General features: G+C 44.5%; 13 protein-coding genes and 1 pseudogene. 9 read left to right on the plus strand and 5 right to left on the minus strand.

What is annotated here, in order from left to right:
• The first annotated feature begins 38 nt into the window (after nt 1-38).
• On the plus strand, nt 39-668 hold the full coding sequence (locus V5G28_RS14485) for an HD domain-containing protein (protein ID WP_336230708.1): 630 nt from the start codon (nt 39-41) through the stop codon (nt 666-668).
• A 102-nt stretch (nt 669-770) separates the two neighbouring features.
• Here V5G28_RS14485 and V5G28_RS36730 read toward each other — a convergent pair.
• Nucleotides 771-999 (minus strand): annotated as a pseudogene (locus V5G28_RS36730) (IS701 family transposase); the annotation flags it as partial.
• Nucleotides 1000-1516: 517 nt separating this feature from the next.
• Between V5G28_RS36730 and holA the strand changes: the two are divergent.
• From holA to V5G28_RS14530, 8 genes are all read left to right on the plus strand, one after another.
• Nucleotides 1517-2482 (plus strand): DNA polymerase III subunit delta, encoded by a 966-nt coding sequence (gene holA / locus V5G28_RS14495; RefSeq protein ID WP_336230712.1) that lies wholly within the window; start codon nt 1517-1519, stop codon nt 2480-2482.
• A gap of 67 nt (nt 2483-2549) precedes the next feature.
• Entirely contained in the window at nt 2550-3545 is a 996-nt protein-coding gene (locus V5G28_RS14500) for an AAA family ATPase (RefSeq protein ID WP_336230714.1), read from the plus strand.
• A 177-nt stretch (nt 3546-3722) separates the two neighbouring features.
• A complete protein-coding gene (locus tag V5G28_RS14505; protein ID WP_336230715.1) occupies nt 3723-3992 on the plus strand; it encodes a hypothetical protein in 270 nt (89 codons plus the stop codon).
• Nucleotides 3993-4184: 192 nt separating this feature from the next.
• Complete coding sequence (locus V5G28_RS14510; protein WP_069349098.1) at nt 4185-4655, plus strand: hypothetical protein; 471 nt, start codon at nt 4185-4187, stop codon at nt 4653-4655.
• A gap of 218 nt (nt 4656-4873) precedes the next feature.
• Nucleotides 4874-5257, plus strand: a complete 384-nt coding sequence (ssb, locus tag V5G28_RS14515) for a single-stranded DNA-binding protein (protein WP_069349100.1) — start codon at nt 4874-4876, stop codon at nt 5255-5257.
• 78 nt (nt 5258-5335) lie between these two features.
• Nucleotides 5336-5818: a hypothetical protein gene (locus V5G28_RS14520; RefSeq protein ID WP_336230716.1), complete on the plus strand. Its 483-nt coding sequence runs from the start codon at nt 5336-5338 to the stop codon at nt 5816-5818.
• 307 nt (nt 5819-6125) lie between these two features.
• On the plus strand, nt 6126-6893 hold the full coding sequence (locus V5G28_RS14525) for a ParA family protein (RefSeq protein ID WP_336230814.1): 768 nt from the start codon (nt 6126-6128) through the stop codon (nt 6891-6893).
• Nucleotides 6894-7832, plus strand: a complete 939-nt coding sequence (locus tag V5G28_RS14530) for a ParB/RepB/Spo0J family partition protein (protein WP_336230717.1) — start codon at nt 6894-6896, stop codon at nt 7830-7832.
• A gap of 355 nt (nt 7833-8187) precedes the next feature.
• Here the strand turns inward: V5G28_RS14530 and V5G28_RS14535 are convergent, their stop codons facing one another.
• The 4 genes from V5G28_RS14535 to V5G28_RS14550 all read right to left on the minus strand — a co-directional run bounded on the left by V5G28_RS14535 (nt 8188) and on the right by V5G28_RS14550 (nt 19172).
• The gene (locus tag V5G28_RS14535) at nt 8188-11559 is read right to left on the minus strand and encodes a DUF6519 domain-containing protein (RefSeq protein ID WP_336230718.1); all 3372 of its coding nucleotides are present in this window, start codon (nt 11557-11559) and stop codon (nt 8188-8190) included.
• A gap of 32 nt (nt 11560-11591) precedes the next feature.
• Nucleotides 11592-13733 (minus strand): hypothetical protein, encoded by a 2142-nt coding sequence (locus tag V5G28_RS14540; protein ID WP_336230719.1) that lies wholly within the window; start codon nt 13731-13733, stop codon nt 11592-11594.
• 67 nt (nt 13734-13800) lie between these two features.
• The gene (locus V5G28_RS14545; protein ID WP_336230720.1) at nt 13801-16506 is read right to left on the minus strand and encodes a putative baseplate assembly protein; all 2706 of its coding nucleotides are present in this window, start codon (nt 16504-16506) and stop codon (nt 13801-13803) included.
• 71 nt (nt 16507-16577) lie between these two features.
• Complete coding sequence (locus tag V5G28_RS14550) at nt 16578-19172, minus strand: putative baseplate assembly protein (protein WP_336230722.1); 2595 nt, start codon at nt 19170-19172, stop codon at nt 16578-16580.
• Between the last annotated feature and the right edge of the window lie 27 nt (nt 19173-19199).

A 19199-nucleotide genomic window follows, 5' to 3' on the forward strand; every position in this document is an offset into this window, starting at 1 on the left:
TGAACATCCTTTGTCAAACTATTCATTGTGATAAACCTATGTTCTCAATCAATCACGCAATTCCAGACAGCGAAATTTGTAAGAAAGCAACTCAACTGGTTGCTGAAGTGTCTCCAACTTTTTTGTGCAATCACTGCATTCGCACATTTCTGTTTGGTGATTTGTTGGGAAAACGTGACGGACTCAGGTGCGATCGCGAATTACTGTATCTGGGTGCCGTGATGCACGATTTGGGGTTGACGGAGCGATTTGATAACCAACAACGGTTTGAAGTCGATGGTGCAGATGCCGCACGAACATTCGTTTTAGAGCACGGATTGTCAGACGAAAAGGCAGAAATCGTTTGGGATGCGATCGCCCTCCACACCTCCTTGGGCATTGCCTCACGCAAACAACCAGAGATTGCGCTAGTGCATTTAGGGGCTAGTGCAGATGTATTAGGACTGCGGATTTCTGACATTAGTTCAGAAACAGTAGAGCAGGTGATTGAAGCTTATCCTCGCCTCGGCTTCAAGATTGCAATGACAGAATTATTGGTTTCACAAATCAAACGAAAGCCTCAAACAGCAGCATTCACTTGGTTAGCAGAAGTAGGTCGGTGCTGCATTCATGGATTTGCCTCTCCTAACTGGAATGATATGCTAAACAGCAGTTCGTTTGCTGAGTGACTGTAAAGCCTTTTGAGCCGTCTTCTCTACTTCTCGGCACACGGGTCGCTCTATCAATTGCCCAACCATAGTGTTCCTCGAATCGCTTAGCTGCTCGCCCAGCCGTTGACTTGTCTCTATTTCTGTGGCGTGTCGTTTATCAAGTACTGTGTCATCAAACACGACATATGAGTTCTCATTTATTTCGATCACATCTTTGACATTATCCCAAAGTAGACGTGGTGGAGCGCTTTTCATTTTTGAGATAGCGGTTGATTAAATCAATTGCTAATCTGCTCGCTTATGATCTGCCTTTCTTTGTGAGAGTATAATTAATTTGACTACTTAACAAATACTGACAATCAGTAGACCGAAAAGTTTTCCAAAAACCTTATCAGCCTTTGATTTGAACTGGGCAATACAATCCGCCGAAATCAGTGTATGAACTGCCCTTCAAATACCTCTGTTCTGGGTGGACGCCCATAGCGATCACGACTACTTGCGATCGCCTGCCCCAAAAACCTCGGCTGAAACCCTTATTCTTCCGTCAATTTTCAAAAGTTTTCGGTCTACTGACAATAGTTAAGTTTAGTAAATCTCATAAATGACAGCATTTATTTGAGCTACATTGTCTAAATTTTCTCATGAAAATTTGAACAGTGCTTCACTACTATCAATCACTGTTACACCGAGAAGCAAAAGCCTCTTGGTGCATTCCACTTATTAATACTTATGTACTAAAGATGGCGATTGCCCAAGGGGCACTGGCGGAGCCAATCGCGTTGTGCCAGTTGCGTAAGTCCTGCCTAATTCTTAACTCCAAGAGCTAACGCTCAGGCGCTTAGAAGGCGAATTCAACGACAAGCTTAATGCCAATACAAATATACTGGGGCGAAGACGAATTCTTAATACATCGCGCTACTCAGGAACTGCGAGCACATATCCTCGATAAGGATTGGAACTGCGTCAACTATTCTGAATACCCACCAGATTCCAAAGAGACGATCCCTCAAGCATTTGCAGATATAATGACTCCTCCACTTCCCACTGGAGGACGGTTAGTTCATTTACCCAACAGCAGTTTACTGGGGGTTTGTTCAAAAAAAGCCCTAGTAAAACTGGAACATCTTCTGCCTGCGATCCCAGAAACAAACGTCTTACTAATTACAAGCTTTAACAAACCTGATGGCAGAAACAAATCAGTCCAACTGCTGCTGGAGTATGCACTCTTAAAAGAGTTTCCTTTAATTCCCCAGTGGCAGACGGACGCACTCATACAACAGGTACGAACGTTCGCTCTTGAGATTGACGTCAATCTCACATTTGATGGTTGCAGACAATTAGTGGAGTCTGTGGGCAACAACACACGTCTGGCGTTCACTGAGTTAGAAAAGCTCAAAACCTATGCCCAGGGTGGGATTGTGAATACAAGTGTGGTAAGGGATTTAGTATCAGCCAGCGCTGCCAATAGTCTGCAACTTGCTAGAGCTATCCGATTAGGCAATGTATCTCAAGCGCTGGAATTGGTAGAAAACCTCATTAGCTGCAATGAACCTGCATTGAGGATTGTCGCTACTCTCACAACTGCCTTCCGCACTTGGCTAATAGTCAAACTGATGGTTGCTGCTGGGTGCAAAGACGATAGTGCGATTGCAAAAGTTGCTGAACTGAAAAATCCAAAGCGGCTCTACTTCCTACGTCAAGAGGTAGCTACTGTTTCTGTAGCTAAGTTACAAAATGCCCTGAAAGTGCTGTTGGAACTTGAGTTAGCGCTAAAAAATGGTGGCGATGACAAACTGACACTGCAAACCCAAATCATCAAACTCTGCTGCTAAAGGCTGATTGAATCAAGCATCTCAAACAAAATCAATATCTCTAACAAAACTCATACAATTTAAACAAATGAACCAACTCAGTCCACTTCCAGTCTCAGAAGAACCCAGTACTGAAGATACCCAACATCAACAGAGTGTTGAGGAGGCTGTGGTTCATCAACAGATAATCCTAGAATTTTCTAGCATCGTAGGGCAAAACCTGGCTGTATCACTGCTTAAAGGAGCGATCGCCAAACAGCACATAGCTCCTGCTTATTTGTTTGCTGGACCAAAGGGGGTTGGCAAATCCCTGACTGCCAAATGCTTCCTCGCCGAAGCTCTCAGCATCCATAACCTTGCCAATCATCCTGATTTACTGTGGGTAGAACCAACATACCTACACCAGGGGCAGTTGTTAGGTGAGAGTGAATTGGCTGGTGCTGGAGTACAGCCCAAATCTGCTCCACAAATTAGAATTGAACAGATTCGAGAAATCACCCAATTCCTCTCCTGCTCTCCCCTAGCTGCACCTTGCAAGGCGGTCGTTATCGAAGATGCAGAGAAAATCGGAGCCAATGCTGCCAATGCATTACTCAAAACTTTGGAAGAACCTACATCTGGAACCATTATCCTGCTCTGTGACCTACCCCAACGCTTACTACCCACAATTACCAGCCGCTGTCAACCGATTCCTTTCTATAGATTGAGTTGTGCCCAGATGACGACAACTTTGAAAAAATTGGGGCAAAAGGGCATTCTGAGCAATCCCACAGTGATGATGATGGCTGCTGGCAGTCCAGGGCAAGCGATCGCTCACCACAACTACCTCAAATGTATCCCCCAATCACTGTTAGAACAGCTAACAACACCTTTTAGCAGTCCTCTGGATGCATTAAATATTGCCAAGGAAATCGAAGCAATGTTGGAGTTCCACCAGCAGTTGTGGTTACTTGATTACCTCCAGCAATGTTGGAGGTATCTAGGCAGTGGTGATTGGTTATCGAAATTAGAGGAAGCAAAAGCTGCTTTACTCAATGCTTCTCCTAGGCTAGTATGGGAAGTACTTCTTTTACAGAATTCTTAACAGCTATTCTCAAATTTACAAAAAAACCATCAATTCTTCAGGAGTTTTAGTTAAAAGAATTGATGGTTTTTTATTATCTCTAATTTGGAAAATAACACTATTATGCACACTATTCCTGATTTGAAGTGGAAAGCTCACGTTTATAAGAAATAAAAACTTTCAAATTCTGTGTTAAATATGCCTCAAGCAAACATTATCTACTTCAAAACCAGTGGGAAATTTTATACTGATGCAACGGTTGAATTCCTGTTAGAAGAACTCACAGAAGATGGCAAATACGCTCTCATGTTCATGATTGTAGACCGCATTAAAAGTCTCAGTCAAAACAAACAACTACCAAGTATTAACAGCGACTGGCTTAAAGAAGATGGGTTCATATTCGTCACTGTCCCAGATTTTGGTTATCCATGTTTGATTAAACCAAATACAGAAACAGAAGAAAGATAATCGAAGAAATCTTAATTATGTGGCTGATTGCTACATAATTATCATCGTCTCACTCCGATTGGCTCAGAGTTTGTATTCCTTACAGAGAGAGTAGACCGAGAAAATTTACCTATCAACCAAAGTAATTAATACAAACAAAAATTCGCGCCATGCGCTCTTGAGGTGATGTAAATCTATCAAAAACAAAACGCCATGAGCGCAGCAACAATCAACCCTAATTATATAGATGTAGAATTCTCTGTACTTAATGATTTAGCATCCAGACTGAGAACAGCGGGAGCCAAAATCAGAGTGCGAAAAATAGGACATACTTTCCGAATTACTCTGCTACAACAACCAACATTAACAACTGTAGAGCAAATTTTGAGTTACGCCAATCAGGCAGAACACATCGAAAATGCCTCTACTATTAGTGAGGTTACTGAAAAAACTAAAGAAGTGAGCGCTTCCAAAAATTCCCCTTCACCTTTCTCCTCTCCATCAGAAACAGCGGATACGCCAAATCCTCCAGAGTTAGCAACTTTGGAGAATTTGCAAACTCTGCCACTAGAGAAACTGAGGGGATTTGCCAAATTACACAAAGTGTCTGGATTCTCCAAAATGAAGCCAGAGAAATTAGTAGCCAAACTGCATGGGTTGGTTACTAAACAACAACTCGTGTAATGGTTCTAGCAGCCAATAAAGATAACCCCAAATCTTTGTGGAGATTTGGGGTTATGTTCTTGCGATTGCGCTCTTGCACACTACCCTTCCTTCGGGCGATCGCTTTCCCCAGTAATAACTAGTCGCACATCACATCAAGAGCGTTGTGTAGCACAGATACAGGAATGCGCTATCGCGCCATCATTTTTGAGAAAAACACAATATTCAAGGACAATCTTATGACTCAGCAATATATCAATAAAGTCGATTTGGTTGGTCGCGTTGGTCAAGAACCAGAAGTGCGCCATTTCGAGTCAGGTGCGATGAAAACATCTCTGACTCTAGCTGTCAAACCACCTTACAAAAGCGAATCTCCCTTATGGTTTGATTTAGAACTGTGGGGAAATGTTGCTCAAGTAGCAGCAGACTGGGTAAAAAAAGGTTCTACCATCTGCATCACTGGCGAATTGGTCTTTGATAGGTGGACGGACAAGAATACCAACGAACTCAGAGACAAACCAGTGATTCGTGTCAATAATCTGGAACTCGTTAGTTCCTCTCAACGCAAAGAATCTACTGAACCTAGTGACGACCAAAAGCCGATAGTCAACGCTAACTTCTAGTGAAACCAACGCACTCCACAGAATACTCGCCAGTTGCCTGTGGAGTGCGTTGGTTTTGGAGCGCTAAGCGCAATTGCAATGAAAAATCAACAATTGCAATCAAAAGGATATCTCATGATTAGCTCAACTCAAACTATCCGCATCATCTCCATCAACGAAACCTTTGACCCTCAAGGAGTAAAAATTGTCTACGGACAAGGCACATTCTCCCACTACTCCAAAGATGGGCTAGTGGAAGACTCCATTGCCTACAGAGCTAAGGGTGCAGCAGCAGTAAGTGTTGCGGAAGCTGGTGTTAACGCCAGTGGTGTAGCCATTGGCTATCTGGATATTGAGGTAAAAGACAGTGACAAAGGATATAAAAATAAAATATGTACCTTAGTCATCCGTTCCTTCATACCTACTACCACTGCCAACACTACTTTTGTTCCCACTACCAGTGCTCCTATTTCACCACCAGCATCGGAAGAAAACAGCAAACAGCTAGTTAATCCGGTTCCAACAGTAGCAGCTAGCAACGGCTATGTGAACACTACAGATAGTTCTAATATTCCGTTCTAATTCCTGAATGCTTCCAGCTATGCAGCTGGGAGCATTCTTTTTTATTATGATGAAACAGTTGTGGCATATTTTCATGCACTTACTGTACACCAACAATCAGTTGTTTACTCACTGCACCTGAAACCCTAACTCTCAAATTGATGTACAGTCAAAAATAACAAAGAAAAATAACAAATAAAGTTGTAAACTGGATTGCAAACCATCATTACAGTATCCAGAGCGATTATACTATTTACTAAAAAACTTTATTGTCTACTTCAAGTCAAAATTGTTCAGTTAAAAACTAAAACTTTATTGTTGGGAGTACATAGTAGTGAACCGCATCATTGCTCTTTTCAACCAGTCTGGCGGTGTGGGAAAGACAACTTTAACTATGAACTTGGGATACCATTTAGCGCAGCATCATCCTAACCGAGTGCTGCTGATTGATATGGACCCACAAGCTAGTTTGACTACCTTTATGGGACTTGAACCAGAAAATTTAACAAAAACGGTGTATGAAGCTGTTGTTGGTGAAGAACCTTTGCCCATTCATCCAGAATCAATTCATGGGCTGTCGCTTGTTCCGTCTAACATTAACTTAAGTGCCGCTGAGCTAGAATTGGTAGCCGCCTTAATGCGAGAAATGCGACTCAAAGATGCGCTCTCACCCATGTTGGATAAGTATGATTTTATTTTGATAGATTGCCCTCCAAGCTTAGGCATTTTGAGTGTCCTTAGCTTAGTTGCTGCCACTCACGTTTTAGTTCCGATTCAGTGTCAATTCAAATCGTTTCAAGGAACAGATTTACTATTAAATACAGTGGCGACACTTCGTAAAGCAGCAAATCGTACTCTTGGGATTGCGGGTTTCGTTCCCACCTTGTACGATGGTCGCACTGCTCAAGAAAGCAGGACTCTCAAAGCAATCTCCGAACAACTATCACCACTTGCTACTGTTTACGAACCAATTCCTAGAACTATTGCTTTTCCCGATGCTAGCGAAGCCAGACTGCCTTTAGCGCTATCTAACCGCAAACATCCAGCTGTTGCTGTCTTAGAAAAAATTTCTTTAAGTTTAGAAAACCTGAAGTAAGTGAATACTACCAAAAAAGACCAACCCTATACCAGTAAGTTGAAAGGCGTAGCCGCTTTACTTGGAGAAAATGCCTACCCAATAGAAAACGCTGTACTTTCGCCACAGACGGTTGCCATTACCTCCATAAAACTGCCTAGTTCTCAACCCCGGCGTTACTTCGATCCCGAAAAACTAGAACAACTGGTACACTCTGTTAAAGAACACGGCATTCTAGAGCCTCTTTTAGTCCGACCTTTGGATATAGGAGAATATGAACTGGTTGCAGGGGAGAGACGCTACCGAGCAGCCATGAAGGCTGAACTTACCGAAGTGCCTGTTGTTGTTAGGAAGCTGAGCGACAATGAAGCCTTGCAGCTATCACTTGTTGAAAACTTGGTTCGAGAAGACCTGAATCCCGTTGAGGAAACTGAAGGTATACTCCTGCTTTTAAGTTTGAAATTAAACCAGAATGTTGGTGACGTGGTTTCACTTCTTTACAGAATGCAAAATGAAGCTAAAGGCAAAGTTACCCAAAACGTTTTGGGTAGTGAAGATTCAACGAAAGTAATAGCTATGTTTGATGCCTTGGGCATGATATCGTGGGAATCTTTCGTCAGCAGTCGTCTACCGTTACTAAAACTGCCAGAAGATATACTAGATGCCTTACGTCGTGGTGAAATTGAATACACGAAAGCAACCGCGATCGCTCGCGTTAAGGACTCAGAGGAGCGAATTGCACTGCTTAAAACTGCCCTAACAGAGAATTTGTCGCTAACTCAGATTAATGAACGCATAAAAGCATCTCGTCAGGTTACGGGGGAGCAAAATTCACTCTTGACTCGTTATAAAGAAGCATCGAGCCGATTACAAAAAGCGAAAATATGGGATGAGCCTAAGAAACAAAAAGCTTTGGAAAAACTACTCGCTCAGATAGAAGCACTTTTAGGAGAAGAATAAACAAGAGAGCGATTGCCCGTAAGCGCAAAGTGTGCCGCAGGCATACAAAGCAGCGTACCCGTTCGCCCTCACCGTGGGCACGTTAAGGGCGAACGGACACTGCATCCGCGCAATCACTTCCTCCTAAGGTCAATACAAATTCCAGGGATATCTTTTCATCTTGCTTGTGCATTTATTACTTTTCGTGCTGCCAAGGTTTTCGGATAGGCTCTTAAGGCTTGATTTTTCGTTGCCTATAACGCTGTTAAGTACAAACAAGTAGCAAATTACCAAACCTAAGTAGAATAATAGTTTTCAGCCTTAATTTCCGAATATGCAGCTATCTCGGATCAATGCCCATACCACGCTCTAGTTATTATCTAGGAGGACGTATAACTACTGAAAAGAATAACTCAAAGTTTCCGCCTGGTTGACTGTTAAAATCTCCATCGAGCAATGCATCATCGTCTTGTGCTTTGACAGCAGGACCATTTTCAGTGTCATTGCCGAACACAGTCAGGCGGTAAGTACCAGTAAACTGAAGCCTGCCGCGCTCTCTAGCAAAGAATCGCACAACTTCGCTGTCCACCATAATGATATCGCCGTCTATCTTACTTAGTTGATTGTCTGCATTAATAAAATCTAAATGTACGCTCTGAGGTGTGCCATTCTTACCGAGTCCGTCGGGACGAACAGTTCGGTTGAAGGTGATTTCAACCACGTTCACTTCTTCTTCCTGATAGAATTGAACATTGGCTGGGGAAGTGAGTGGGAAGTTGATTACTCCAGCACTGCTGACTTGCTCAGGTCTTTCAGGTAAGGCAGAAATAAAGCTGACACTCTTAATTTGTAATAGTTGTGAACCGATATAGAACCAGCTTTCAAAGTCGCTTGCCCGTACACCAGCCCCTGATGGAAAAATCAGCGCCGTGCGTTGTTGGTTTGTACCCGTTCGCGTTCCGCCAGGTTTTCCAAATGCCTGCCCGTCTACATAGATGAGGCGATCGCTTTGCTGAGTCCAGATAGTGTGTCCTTTTAAAGTCACGCGCATACGCGCCAAACTATTGTTTTGCAGTACTTGAGATAGCAGTTCTAACAATTGCCCTCCAACCTGCCATCGAATGACGTTATATGTAGTTGTAATTGAGGCATTCTCAAGGATATAACTCAGTGAGATATTATTATTAAAAGGCACTTCGAGCGTGACAATCATCGTTGCCGCACTCACAGACTCAGTTACGGGTGCAGCATCCAGGGTAACTTGTAATCCTTCCTCTCTCAATTGCACTAGCGAAAATAAATCATCATTCGACCAGTTAGTATCAGTGACGTGAATAGCAGTTTGCACTTCAGGCAAAGGAGAAAAGATTTTGCGGCAATCCTCCTGGACACTCAATATTCCGTCATCATACTTAACTATTGCCAAGCGGCAGTAATGGTGTTTCATGCCCAAGGGCAGTTGTGGGATAGGATTGGTGTTAGGAAATTCATAGGGAGGCCATTCAATTTCACCTGTTGCTGTTCGTGCGGGAATTAGCCAGTAGTCGCCGATTTTGTAGCTACCCCAAGAAAATTGCACTTCAATACCACCTTCAAGAGGCATCCAGGTATTAGTCAGAGTTATTGCCCCTGAACTATCCCAACGTCGCAGCTTGGGATGCAACTTTTTATCCACACCGTCAGAGTTGCTTGCCAAGGGCGTTGGTGCAGTTTGGAGGACAATTTCACGGGTTTCTGGCTTAACTTGTTGAATTTGCAGTAACTGCCCCGGTTGCCCATATAATTCTAGGCGATCGTCAATAACTTCCACCCACTGCTCATTAGCAAACCCCAACACATCATCAGGGCCAACATCGTGTACGGTGACTGTTTGACCGCTGATTTTTTCAATTGTAGTGACAACCGAGCCGTTGTCTCGCGACCACTTAAAGGTTACAGTGCTGGCAGAACCACTTGTAAAGGTTCCTCCTTGGTGAATCTCCACGCGGTAGAGTTGATTTTCCAATCTTTGATAACCAGCACTGGCAGGAAGCAAACAAGGATTTTTTTCGTCTTTTGGGGTTTGGGTACGGGCATTGAGAGTGCCTGTAGTGGGGGCAGTCAACTCTTCCCACTCAGGAAGTTTACTATTGCAACTGATTGAACCAGAAGCTTTGGCTAGTTCCTGTTCAATTTGATTTATCTTTGCTTGAATACTTTTGATAAGTTCTGAGTCTTCAGTGAATTGTTCAACTTGCTTGAGCAACTTTTGTAGTTTTTGTAGTAAATTTTTGAGATTTTCTGGGTCACTACTAGCTGCATTAATATCTTTTTGAATCTGTTGTAATGATGCTCGAAGTTGGCTACTCTCAACTGATGATAATAATTTTCGCAAATCGCCTTGTAGTTCTTTGAGGAGTTTTTGAACCAGTTCGTAATCCCAATCTTGCTGCTTAATCGGCAAGAATTTAACTTGCCAAATAGTTTTCAAGCGCGTTGTCGTATCAGGTCCGCCCAATGCTACTTCCCGAATCAGTGAATCGTCAAGGTGAGTGATGTGACGATGCCAAACATCAAGGTATACAAGGTAGGTGTTAGAGTTGTGGGGAAAAGTTGCTCCAGGAAAGTCTGGTTGCTGTGTAAACAGCGTTCCCTCATTTTCACAGAGTATGCCATCCACATAAATACGACCTCCAGAGATACTGAAGTTGTTAGGTTGTGACTGCGGTATCCAAGTTTGTCCGCCATCACTAGTAACCAAAATGCTTCCTCTGTCGCCGATAACCCATCCCCTTTGATTGCTAGCAAAGGAAATTCCTCGCAGATTTTCTGTGACACCCGATGTCTGCGGTGTCCAATTTTGTCCACCATCGCTAGTAACCAAGATCGTGCCGCTGTCGCCTACCACCCATCCCTTCTGGTCATTTACAAAAAAGACTTTATTTAGTCCTGCTGTCACCCTAGATGTTTGCGGCGTCCAGGTTTGCCCTCCATTAGTCGTAACTAATATAGTGCCGTTGTTGCCTATCACCCAACCCTTTTGGTCGTTAATAAAGAAGACTCCATTCGCACCTCCTTGTACCTCAGATGCTTGTAGCCTCCATGTTTGTCCTCCATCGGAAGTAGTCGCGATCGCACTACCTACTGCCCAGCCTTTCTGGTTGTTGACAAAGAAAACTCCTCCATAAAAATTCTCTGTCTCTCTCGGTCTTCGAGTTATCCAAGACTGACCACCATCAGAAGTCACAAAAATATCATTGCTATAGCCTGTTGTCCACCCTTGCTGTTCGTTAGCAAAGTACACTGAGTATAAATCATTGTTGTCAGCCAATTGTAGCGGTGTCCAAGTCTGACCACCATTTGCAGTAGTGAGGATGGTGCCTAAGTCACCAACTGCCCACCCCCTATTTTCAGTTAGGAAGTAGACTCCCCACAAATCTTGTGTTACTCCAGATGTTTGGGGTGTCCAAGTTTGTCCGCCATTAGCAGTAGCTAGAATATCGCCCTTTTGGCCAACCACCCAACCCTTCTGGCTGTTAACGAAGAAAATCCTTAATAAACCTTTGATTGGCTTAATTGCAAATCCGCCACCTGTTGCTGGTACGCCGCACAGCCCAATGATATCCTTGGTTTCCGTCTCAATACGGTACTGATTAATTGCTTGTTGCTCGTTCCAGTCAGCATCAAGTTGTACTCGCCCTTGTTGCATCAGCACGGCGCTGTACTGCTTTTTCGGATTAAAAGTATAACGGCTAAAATCCCCTTTCATTTAAAAATCCTCCTAAAATTTTTATTACCAGTTCATGTAACGTAAATAATTCCTGCTTCTAAACCGAAACGCAGGTACTCATCTAAACGCACTCTCAGATTAGTTTCTCGCTGCGGTTGGTATAAATCGTGAAATGCTCCCATTTCTGCTTCGTCGTCTGCACCTTGGCGAATTTCTACGCGAGTGCGCTGACTTAGCTGGCAATAACCTGGATGACTATAGCGCCGTGAGGTAAATAAAGGCGTCATCTGCGCCTGAATGCGCATATTTTCTAGTACAGACAAGTCGCTAATTGATTCTAAGTTCAACTCTTTGGCTCGTTGTTCCAAAGCTAAATTGGGCTGACAGTAATAGCGACGCGGTACGTGAGATTCTAGAGGCAAATAACAAAAGCGGACGCAACCTTGTTGTTTGCGATCGCTTGTCACATAACCTGTGAAGATACTGTTTTCTGCTAATTCAATTTCTTGCACAGATATTAGACCAAGTATGGTTGTGCGAACAATCTTGGCAATACCAGCAGTAGTTTTGCCATCACTACTTGCTGCCAAAGCCACCTTATCATCGCCCAAAGCATCGATAATGCTGTCATTTACCTCTATCCGCACGCCAGGGCTAACAATTAGTCTGCCACTGATAGAATGGTCGAGGACAAGTTTACCAATGCTTGTCGGCGCTACCCAACTCATTGAAGGTGTATCTGGAAGCTTGGGCACACCCTTATCATCTAGTTGCAGCCAAGGGGCAAGGGTGCAATGTTGCACTGTCAGCGTTATATTGGCAGTGCCGTTGACTTGAATTCCTTTGGCAATCAGCAAACCATCCAAGTTAACCGCAGCATCGGTAGCTGAGTTGATAGTTATCCCACCATAGATGACAGGACGAGTACCATTTTTTGCTTGGATAGTCACCCTTTGTCTGGATGCTAAGGTGATTGTGAAATTTTCTTCAATTGTGGTGCTATCAGCAATTTCAATCACCCCATTATTAGTGCCCAGGCTAGACAGAGCCGTTGCTAAACTCATTCCTCCTTGGGACACTGTATAATTTGCATTTTGTCGTTGCCTTTCGTAAGGGCCACCGCCCATATTAGTGCTGAAACCGTAAACATAGCTCACCTCTACCTTTTCTGGTGTTACGCCATTGGCAAAGGCTAGCCTTCCCAACACTGGATCTACTGCAACCTGAATCGAGAAAGTTTGCTCCGGTGGGTTGGGAACAGTTGGTGTAGGCTTGGGTTTGTAGGACTTGGTAGCAGATGGGCGTCGCCAAGTACTCAGATTGCATACGAGAATTTGCTGTGAAGGTATTGGTGTTTGACTGCCATTTTGAAACACCTGTAGAACTGGTTGCGTCCCAAAATAAACACTTTGTCTGTTGACTTCATTTTCTGCCTTGCCATCTGCCAAAGCTTGGCGTAGGGCTTCCAAGTCCTCATAGACAGGACGGCGGCCTAGAGGCTGCGGCACATTGATTGGTTCTGCTAAATGGGTAATTTCATCCTCGGTTTGCGGCTGGTTAAATAAGATTGCGTCCATGCCAAGGGGGTGAAATGTGTAGCAACCATCACTAACTTTACGAGCAGTACCTTTAGTGATGGGGTAGGCTTGCAACCGCCAGAGAAAAATTCCGATGTTGGGAATGTTGTAGCGTCCTCTACCACTAGCAATGCGACGCACATCTACTGTATGAGCCAAACTGTCAAAGGCTGTGTTCAAATTTTCTAAGGGTTGCCAACGCCGCAGATCAACCCAAGAACGATTCTCAGGTCGCAGGTGATTCATGTACTGCGTCGTCGCTAGCAGTTGGAAGAATTCCACCACCCGCGCATTCCAACCAGTGACATCCCGCGCCAATTGTTCCAGCATCGTAGCAGTACCTTTGCGGCGGCGATAGCGGATAGTATTGGCAACAACAGCACGGGTACTGTAAGTTTTAGCACTAACATTATGGAGAGTGCGATCGCCCACTAAATCCCCAATATAGGGAATCACCCACTCCGCACAAGTTTCGATAAATTGGTCATCATAAAGTTGCTCTAAATCTTCTTCTAAGACAGCAATTTGTTCGGCAATTACCGACAATAACGCTTTTAGCGGCTTACCCTGTTCATCATCGCGGATGCGGTGAATAGCTGGCAATAAACTATAAAGCTTATCAATGTCATATGTCATAGGATTTGGTTAGTGGTTAGTAGTTGGTGGTTGGTGGTTGGTGGTTAGTAGTTATTCTCCGCGTCTCCTACAGTCCCCACTCTCTTGATCGCCTCATTGTCCTGATATCCGCTGAATCAGAAGCCAGCGTTAACAATTCCGCAGCAAATACGGTATCTGTACCGGCTTGGGGCGCAGCAGCAGGAAGGCGGGGAAGTAAGTCGGGTGTAGGAAATGTACCATCCTCACGACTGCGGTAGAGATAATCCACATCTACTGCCAACACCCCCGGTACAGGTTGAATAATTGCCATTATTTCACTTAAAGCCACAGGCTGACCGAAGGCACGGGTATCAAATGAAAAACGAGAGTAAAGCACTTGTTTCACCTCTGCTACTACCCGTTCTTCCTGATAGTCGGGATCGACTTTGACTTTGGCAGTAATTCGGAAAAAAGCTGGTCGATAAGACTGTACCTGTAGGGGTACGTAGGGATCGCCGTAGGAGTGCATTGCAGCTACGAGATTTTTGTAAACTTGGCTGTCAGGCTTAACTTGTGCGCCATTAGCACCAGCAATGGTGACAAATACACCCCGCACTTGACCGTTCCAAGTCCAGGTAGCAAGTGCTTTAGCTATACCAGCAAAAGCACGGGCAAAATCTTCGTAATCCTGTAATGACACAAGGCGATCCAGAGTCAAAACGGTAAGCGGTGCATTGCGGCGTACTTGCGATAAAGATTCGGGATTTTCTGCACCTGTGGCAGCTAGGGGGTTGACAACACTTTTCACCCCAAGGGGACGTGTCATTAACAAATTTAACTGTCCTGCTTTTACCAGTCCTTCTGTCCCGATACCTTGGCGATAGGTAGCTTTGATGTTTTCCTGTCCCGTTGGCAGACGTGCGCCAGTTTTGCCATCGCCAAATTCAATCGTGGTTTTGCCATCATCGTCAGTACGGGTGACAAAAACTCTGTCTTTCAGATCGTGCCCGTACAAAGTTGGTACTTCATGCCATAGCAAATCGTTTACCCGTACTTTTAAAGTAGATTCTGCACCGGTGGGCGAAGTGGGCGAACTAACGTATGTTAGGGGCAAGAAACGCAGCGCAAAGCGTTGATATGGCTGAGTGGCATCACCGCTACCTAGAACTTCTTCTTTAGTTTCACCATGAGTTGCTAGAGTCACGTTAGCATTAATTGTTACCGTATTTCGTTTGAGAGGATATGTCAGGCTCTTTGTTAGGATAATAATTGTGCGTTGTTCTGCTGAGTTGAATTGAAAATTTGAAACAATAGCAATTTCGCTATATTGTTCTTGGGAAAAGTCAGCACGGATACCAGAGATAGCGATCGCCTGTCCGCTTCTCAAGCCGTCGTACCGTTTATCAAGTTTAATAACGTTATTTTCGACTGGCTCAGTGACGGGTTCTAAAGCCAGCGCTAGCTTTTGACTTTGGGTAAAAACAGTAGTCCCTCTTAAGGTGAACTGATTGAAGTTTTTAGCACTATCTAAAGTCAGCCGCGTAACTTTAGCAGTGATCGCAAAGTCACTGCGGGAAAGTTCAGTGCTGTCATTCACCTGATAAATTTCCTGGGTTGATGGACTTTGCAGTACCAACCAGCTGCCCTTAATGATACTGGAATAGGTATTGTCGAGATAAACTTGTTTTGTGTTGCCAGTATCTTGTGCGAGAGTTCGTCCTTCCCAACTGTTAGGATAAGCTGGATCGACCCGCTCAAACTTGACAAAGTTACCGTCATTGTCCCGCTGAATAATCCACTCAGGTTTGCGTTGGTTAGTTGGTAATGAATCCCACTTAGGTGCGTTGTGACCAAAAAGGGAAGCGCGGGTACGAAAGGCAAACACACCAGTATCAGTGGCTTCGACTTTGATATACGCTGAAGCTATGGTAGCGGCTACTTCTGAGATGCTGTAACCCTGAACAAAGGCAAAAGATTCTAGTTCCCATTGGCTCAATACTTGCTTGCTGGCGATACTAACAAACGCAGCAGGCAACACAGCCTGATTGAAAATGCTAACTTGTGCGGCAATAACATCTGTTTGAGTTGGCAAGGGTTCCAGGTAAACTCGCGTCACCCCAGCCGCGTTATTTACCTCCACACTCAAAATGCGCCGCACCTTTTTGTCGGAGGCGGTGACGATTAAGAGGTAATCGCCTGCTTTAAGATTAGTGCCAGTACCTTGAAGTAGCACCGATGACATTATGGTAGAGATAGTTTGCGTTTTCGTCAGCTGGGGTTTGATTGCATTCCACTCAGCATTCGCCTCAATCTTCTCAACAGTTTCAAAAGTTTGCGGTTTCTCTCCAGGTTCAGGTAGACTTTGAACTTTAGTACCGACATCAATAGGTACTTTACGAGGCGAACCCGGCGCGTCTTCTAGAGTAAAAGCCAAGTAAGTACTGGCGGCTACTCCCGGACGTGCTTTATAACCAATTAACCGTGCTAAGTATAATAGAGACTGCCTTTCAGTTGCAGTACGCAGATAGGATTCGTTAGCGATACGCTCTTGATAGAACGTTAGTACATCAGCAACAGTTGCCCAAGCATCCAAAAAGGCAATAGAGAAGTCATCATTCTCTCTTGAGTGTAACTCCAAGAGTTTTGATAGTTCTGCTTCTGATGTAGTAAGGCTTGCTAGTAGAGAGTGTTTAAACTGTACTTGCGTACCTACACGATAGGCAATAGCATCCAAACCCGGACGATTAAAAATTTCAACTGGCGTTTGAGGTGTTAGCCCTTCACAACAGCCACAATCATTTAAATTAGTCATTTGTTAGTAGTTAGTAGTTAGTAGTTAAAAATTCTTCTCCTCTCCCTTACACCCCCGCACCCACTCTTCCTTCACTTTCCTCCCTCCATCGTCAAACGCAAAACGCCGTTTTCTGGGAAATTTGGATCGTTATCGAGACGGGCAATTTCCAGGCGTCCCAGTTCCAAGTAGCCTTTTTCCAATGCTGCTTTGCTATTGACTCCTTGGCGTTGAAATTTGGTGACTTCCACAGATGCCACTCCAGGAACTGCTTGGGCAGCTGCATAAAGGGTACTCAGATAAACTGGTTGGTTAAAGGTAAAGTTGTCTGGGTGAAACACACCTCGTCTGCCATCAGGTAACACTTGATTGCTAAATACTTGCAATAAAGTTGCTTTGACATCACTGCGGAAATAGTCGCGCTGTACGCAAACAGTCATGTCAATTTCTAATGACACAAAGCAAGGCGCGTCTACTTCCAAGTCGTAGCCTGCCATGCGGAACTTTTCCAGAAATCTGCGTATTTCTGCTTTGAAAGGTGTATCGACTGGCAAACCACCTAAACGATCCACCGTGACAAACACGGTTCGCCAGCTACCTGTCCAGCGGAAGGTGGCTGCTGCCCGTTGTACTTCGGGATGGCGTTGGGCTACTGCTGCATAATCTTCGGGAGTAACTGCCCGTTGTTGGGTGCGAAAAGCACTAGGAGCATTTTGACGCACTTCCTCAATAGTTTCTGGATTGACGCCGCCTTTTGCTGGGAGGGGATTCTTACATTCTTTGATGCTTGTTGGATCGATAATAAGTGGATTGACGACAATATGAGCTATAGCTTCAGCAGCCACGTTTCCTATAGATCCATTCCCCACTCGGTAGGTGGCAGAAAAAGACGTGCCAGCGTTAGGGCGTAAACCGTTTTTATCATCGCCAAAACGTAATTTTGTCAAGCCATTTTCATCTATCTCAACCACAAAATTCCGTGCTAGTTGGTCACTGGCAAGCAAGTCACGTCGGGAAAACCAGGGGTTGTTGTAGTTATCTTTGAGAGCGATCGCAGGCAAAACCTCTGACATCGACCATTGAAAAGCAGCAGCAGCGGGTGCTTGCAGGTTAACCCTAGCGGCTTGAGTTAGCGATCGCTGTTGCAGATGGGGAGAAAAACGCGGTGGTATAGGTTTGGGTGGTTGAGGTTGGCAGCGATCGCCACTAGAGGATGGTACTGAAAACAGCTTTGGCGATGGGACAGCGTCGTTTTGCCCATCCTTAATTTTGTCTTCATAAACAGTTAGACCACAATCTGCTAGAACAATATTGCCAAGGGCGACAGAGACATTTTCCTTATACTCCTTTTTATCTGTCTTGGCGGAAAGACACAGCGCAAAAGGTAGCGCATCTGCTGCTGCCCATTCAATTTTGGTGATATCTAGAGGTTTGGTGATATCTACAGGATTCTTATTAGGAGGCTTGGCAAACAATTCACCTAGAGGATCTGTATCTGGCGTGACCTTTGTCAGTCTAACTGGATGGCGGTGGGCGGGGTTGGCATCATCTGGATTTCCCGTTTTCGGGTCTAGCACTTCTTGAAAAATCAGCACAAACCCTGGTTTTAAATTGGGGAATTTTCCGAGGAGAGTTGCAGATGTCGCGCCTTTAGGTAAGCAACATTCTTCATCTCCCCAAGTGTAAAAGTGTAGTTTGCTATGTGCCTTATACAGAGTAAGGTCGTGCATTGTCTCAAACACCTGTGCCTCAGCTTTCACTGCTGCATTCAGGCCATCTGCAAGCAGTACAGCTTTCAATCCTTCTGTTTTGGTAAGTAGTCTGGTTCCAGGACTAGCAAGCGAAGGACCAGAAAGCACTTTACCGTCATCTGTTGGCTGCTGTGGTGCAAACTTAATATGTACCCAGACTCGCGCATTACAGCCGTCGTGCATGAGGTAATCTACTAACCGGGCATGGCGACGTACAGAAATGCGATGGCGGGCAGTGTCTAAGTAGGCTTCGGTGGCGATCGCATCTTGTTGATAGCTAAGATGGTCCCCGACATAAGCCAGCAATTCTACCAACGTGACGCCGATATCGGCTAAATTCCGTTCTTGCCATTCGGGCATCAACAGCGCCATGCGATCAAGCATCAATTGCCTAAAACTAGCAAAATCCTTAGCTAAATAGTCAATTTCTGGTTGCTGTTGAACTCCCGGAGGACAGATGCGTTCATCTCGACAGTCAAAATCACTGGGACATTCGACTTTGAAAGAGAAATCAATTGCTGATAACTGGGGGTCAAAGTTCGTCGGCGGTTCGGAATTAGTTGCAGATTGCCTCAGAATCAAACGGTAGGTAGAAAAATCGCCTGGTGAGTCAGTTCGCACCACCAGTACATGATCAGCAGCAGAGAGAGATGAGAAATAAGCTTGTTCTTGAGAAGTCGCAGGTGGTGAAGGAACAGCATTAGCGGCAGCTGCCCACAACACCTTTACAGGTGTAATTCGCGTCCCTCCCTCAATTTGCACATTATCAATAGTAAGTCCAGACACAGGTTTGAAGCACCGTACCAGCAAAGTTTGTTGACGAGGACTGCCAATAGTGTTTTGGTCCAGTACTTCCAGATAATCAATGCCGTTATAACTGGATACAGCAACAATCTCTCGACGTCGCTGATTGCAACAAAAGTAAATCATAGTCATTAGTCATTGGTCATTAGTCATTGGTCA

Origin of the sequence: Scytonema sp. PRP1, from assembly GCF_036697665.2 — a bacterium.
In the GTDB taxonomy this organism is placed as follows: Bacteria; Cyanobacteriota; Cyanobacteriia; order Cyanobacteriales; family Nostocaceae; genus Kalymmatonema; species Kalymmatonema gypsitolerans.